Source organism: Chryseobacterium sp. VD8, from assembly GCF_037149975.1.
Taxonomy (GTDB): domain Bacteria; phylum Bacteroidota; class Bacteroidia; order Flavobacteriales; family Weeksellaceae; genus Chryseobacterium; species Chryseobacterium indicum.
The window spans coordinates 1-4,154 of record NZ_JBBCQL010000312.1 but is presented as its reverse complement, the minus strand read 5'-3'; the positions used below and the strand labels follow the sequence as shown (position 1 = coordinate 4,154).

Here is a 4,154-nt window from a genome sequence, read left to right as displayed (position 1 = left end):
TAAATTTAACCGCAAAAGATATAAAAGTCTTTATTGGGTTTATTTAAAGTATTTCAAAAGTCTGCAAAGTGAAAAATCTTTGATTTTTTTTAACTTATGTACTCTTTTTTCATTTAAGTATTAAACTTAGAAACTAAAGTGTTTAAATCTTTGCTTATTTTGTGGTAAAAAGTTTAAACAAATTTTAGGTGTTTTAGTCGTTGAAAATTAAAATATTTTAACTTCGGGAAAGCTGATCTAATTTTTTAAGCAATGTCGGAATTCTGAAATTTCCGTGCATTTGTTCGACTTTTCGTTTAATTTCATCTACATCGGTTCCTTTTGCAGTCAGAAATAAGGGAGTCTTACTTTCTCCGCGATAAACTGCTCTTCTTCGTGAATCCGGACTGTTAAAACCGTTCTTTGCAATTCCGACCACCGTAAATTTTTGGTCTAAAGCTTCGTAAAGATGTCCTCCAAGCCCTATTTTCCCTTCTTCATCTAAAGTTACATAACCATCAATAATGATAATATCATCTTCTTTAAGGTCTATTTGATGTAAAAGACTGAGAATACAGGGTAATTCTCTTTTATAAAAGGCTCCGCTTTCGTATTCTGAGGTAATTGCTGTTTTCTCAGTGAAAACTGCTGTTTCATGTTCAGCATCCCAATCCTGAAAAGCTAAACAAACTGTATGGGCGTAGTCATCGTAATAATACGTATCGAAAGCGTAAATCATTCTTCGTCTTGTCGTTGATTATTGTTTTTAAATAATGGTAAAATTTTCTCTTTACTCCAATTGATTAGAAAAATTCTCCGAAATGCCACAGAATTCCACAAGGATCATGCACAAAACATTCTTTACCCCAGTCCATCGTTCTCACGGGAAATATTCTTACTTTTTCATATTTTTCAGTAAGATGTAAACTGATCAATTCCTGATAAAATTTGTCTGTATCTTCAACTTCCACAAAAAGCATGGTATTATCAATCCAGTCTTTTACATAGGCATCCTGAAGATAAAAAGCGGTCCCATTCCATTTAAATAGAGACATTTTAGCATCCAGAACCACTTCTTCAAAACCCAGATCACGGTAGAAACTCCTGCTGGTTTCAAAGTTTTCAGAACCAACGAAAGGTCGCATTGATTTTATATTCTGTTCCATATTATCTGTTTTTCCAGTCATTATAAGACATTTCAAATTTTATTTCATTCTTTCCGTAAACTCCGTTTTCTGTCCATCCGGATTTTCTGTAGAATATCTCTGCTCTTGTGTCCGGAGAAGTACTCAGCCAGATTTTCTCGTCCGTCTGATCAAAATACCAGTTCAGCATGGTGTTATGAAGTTTTCTCCCGATTCCTTTATTCTCAAATTCCGGATGAACAAAAAGCGCCCAGATGCTTTTCTCTTTCATATCTACAATTCCGAATCCCAAAATTCTGTCATTATCTTCACAAACCCATCCTTTTCCTCTGTTAAAAAGGAAATCCTCACAATCCTGATCTGTCACAAGATTGGGATCCGATAATGTGTTCTCTTTAACCGAATTTCTTACGATCTGGATCTGCGGAATATCTTTCCGTTCAGCTTCACGGATTTTCATGTAAATTTTAATTTAACTAAAAAGGCAAACCGCTGATCTGCTAATTTGCCTTTTTGTAGTGTATTTATTGATTCAATTATTTCTTATCAACAACGATTCTTTCTGGTCTGTTGGCGATTTCCCAAGCGGTTGTGAAAACTAACTGAGTTCTTTTAGCCAGTAAGTTGTAGTCAATTTTCTCTACATCATCCGTTGGTTTGTGGTAATCTTCGTGGATGCCATCAAAGAAAAATGCTACCGGAACATTATTTTTAGCAAAATTATAGTGATCTGATCTGTAATACAGTCTTTCGGTATCATTCGGATCGTCATACTTATAATTTAACTCAAGATTGTTGGTCTTTTTATTCGCAGTTTCGTTAATAACTTTTAACTGAGAACTCAGCATTTCAGAACCAATAACGTAAACATATTGTTTTCCTCTGTTTTCCGGATCATCACGACCGATCATATCAATATTTAAATCTACAACCGTATTTGCCAGAGGAAAAACCGGATTATCCGTATAAAATTCAGAACCAAATAAACCATGCTCCTCTCCCGTTACGTGAAGAAATAAAATGGATCTTTTCGGACCGTTTCCTGCTTTTTTAGCTGCCTGAAAAGCTTTTGCAATCTCCATTACCGCAACCGTTCCGCTTCCGTCGTCGTCTGCTCCGTTGTAAACTACTCCGTTTCTTGTTCCTACGTGATCGTAATGACCGGAGATCACAACAATTTCTTCCGGCTTTTCAGATCCTTCGATAAAGGCTAAAATATTTTCGGAATCAGGAAGATTTCCGCCGCCTCTTTTCTTCATGAAATCAGACGGAACTTTCTGATAATAGGATCCCAAAGCTTTAGGATAAGAAATTCCTAAGCCTTTATAGTAATTCACCATGTATTCTCCTGCTCTTTTTTGTCCCGGACTTCCCGTATCTCTGCCCTCCATTTCATCGGAAGCAATTACGTACAGGTTTTTCTTTAGATCTTCTGCCTTAATTTCCTTATACGCAGCCAAAAAAGCTTTATCACCTTTTGCGACAGACGAAGATTGGGTTCCTCCTGCATCGGCTGCGTTTTTTGCTGTTCCGCAGCTTACCACTACAGCAAGTGAAAATAGTGGAATGAATAATTTTCTCATTATGGAATAATTTGCCTAAAAATAACAAAAAATATTTAATCTTTTACGAATTGCTATTTTTCTTATATTTGAAATAAATGCAAAAAGCATGGAGAATATCTACGGATTCAATCATTATTCTTTTTTTACCGAAATGTCTGAACTGGCAGTTAGAAACAATAGCTTTGATCTGTCTTTGGGACTGCCGGATTTTGATATTGACCATCGCTTACGGGAATATCTGAAAGAAGCTGCAGATCTTAACAGCCATAATTATGAACCACTTGCAGGAAATCCGCTTCTGATAGAAAATGTAATCCGTTTTAATTCTAACAGAAAAAACAGCATCAGATTACAGCAAAATGAAGTTACGATTGTTCCCTGTGCAACCTTTGCTTTATATACCTCCCTCAAATCTATTCTGAATCAGGGAGATGAAGTTATTGTCATTCAGCCTTCTTATTATACGTATGGTCCATCCATTTTCCTGAATGGAGGAACTCCTGTTTATTATGATCTTGACAATGATTTTTCGATAAATTGGGGAAAACTGCAAAATTGTATTTCTGAAAAAACAAAAGCCATTATCGTAAATTCGCCACAAAATCCAACCGGAAAAATATGGTCTGAACAAGATTGGAATCAATTATACAGCATTATCAAACATCAGGAAATTTATCTGATTTCCGAAGAAATTTATGATACCTATTGTTTTGACGGAAAGGAACATTACAGCTCATTTCTTCATCCTGAGCTCAAAAAAAGAACTTTCTGCATTTTTTCTTTTGGGAAAATGTTTCATTCCACAGGATGGAAAGTGGGATATCTTTTGACACCTGAAGAATTAACTGCAAAATTCCGCTGTCATCAACAGTACATTTCCTATAGCGCAAGTGCGCCGTGTCAGTACGCAATAGCCAAATATCTGGAAGTTTTTGATGCTTCACAGAATCAAAATCTAATGCAAAAAAAGCGTGATCTTTTTAATGATCTGATTAAAGAAACGCCTTTCATTGTGGAAAAAAAAGCAGAAGGTGCCGTTTTTCAAATCGTGAATTTCAGAACTGTTTCAAAAACAATGACGGATGTAGAGTTCTCAAAATGGCTGACTATCGAAAAGAAAGTCGCATGTTTGCCTTTATCTGCTTTTTACAATTCCAGACAGAATTCAGATTATATCCGGTTTAGTTTTGCTAAAAATGATGATCTGATTATTAATGCGCTTGAATATTTGAAAAAGAATCTTTAAAATTACTTTCAATGTAAAGATCTTCATTTTTTTATTTTTAGATTTCTCCTTTGTTGAAATGACAGCAGGAAATATTTTATTTTGTTGATTGAGCAGATTTCTTAGCAGGAAAATTTAAATGATATTTAAAACAAAAGCACCGCATTATGCAGTGCTTTCTGTATTTAAAGTTGATTTTTTAAAGAGATAATACACTCACATCAATTCTTCTGTTTTTTG

General features: G+C 34.9%; 5 protein-coding genes. 1 reads left to right on the top strand and 4 read right to left on the bottom strand.

Annotation, left to right across the window (positions count from 1 at the left end):
* Positions 1-217: 217 nt before the first annotated feature.
* From WFK35_RS21180 to WFK35_RS21165, 4 genes are all read right to left on the bottom strand, one after another.
* The gene (locus WFK35_RS21180) at positions 218-718 is read right to left on the bottom strand and encodes an endonuclease V (protein ID WP_336734521.1); all 501 of its coding nucleotides are present in this window, start codon (positions 716-718) and stop codon (positions 218-220) included.
* Between the two features lie 64 nt (positions 719-782).
* Positions 783-1,145, bottom strand: coding sequence for a glyoxalase (locus tag WFK35_RS21175; RefSeq protein ID WP_336734520.1), 363 nt, complete (start codon positions 1,143-1,145; stop codon positions 783-785).
* A 1-nt stretch (position 1,146) separates the two neighbouring features.
* Complete coding sequence (locus WFK35_RS21170; RefSeq protein WP_336734519.1) at positions 1,147-1,584, bottom strand: GNAT family N-acetyltransferase; 438 nt, start codon at positions 1,582-1,584, stop codon at positions 1,147-1,149.
* A 76-nt stretch (positions 1,585-1,660) separates the two neighbouring features.
* The gene (locus WFK35_RS21165) at positions 1,661-2,707 is read right to left on the bottom strand and encodes a M28 family metallopeptidase (protein ID WP_336734518.1); all 1,047 of its coding nucleotides are present in this window, start codon (positions 2,705-2,707) and stop codon (positions 1,661-1,663) included.
* An 88-nt stretch (positions 2,708-2,795) separates the two neighbouring features.
* On the opposite strand from WFK35_RS21165, the gene WFK35_RS21160 reads away from it, so the two are divergent.
* Positions 2,796-3,935, top strand: coding sequence for an aminotransferase class I/II-fold pyridoxal phosphate-dependent enzyme (locus WFK35_RS21160; RefSeq protein ID WP_336734516.1), 1,140 nt, complete (start codon positions 2,796-2,798; stop codon positions 3,933-3,935).
* Positions 3,936-4,154: the final 219 nt, after the last annotated feature.

Excerpts from the sequence above, each read along its gene's own strand:
- WFK35_RS21180 (WP_336734521.1), bottom strand. The coding sequence starts at position 718 with ATGATTTACGCTTTCGATACGTATTATTACGATGACTACGCCCATACA.
- WFK35_RS21175 (WP_336734520.1), bottom strand. The coding sequence starts at position 1,145 with ATGGAACAGAATATAAAATCAATGCGACCTTTCGTTGGTTCTGAAAAC.
- WFK35_RS21170 (WP_336734519.1), bottom strand. The coding sequence starts at position 1,584 with ATGAAAATCCGTGAAGCTGAACGGAAAGATATTCCGCAGATCCAGATC.
- WFK35_RS21165 (WP_336734518.1), bottom strand. The coding sequence starts at position 2,707 with ATGAGAAAATTATTCATTCCACTATTTTCACTTGCTGTAGTGGTAAGC.
- WFK35_RS21160 (WP_336734516.1), top strand. The coding sequence starts at position 2,796 with ATGGAGAATATCTACGGATTCAATCATTATTCTTTTTTTACCGAAATG.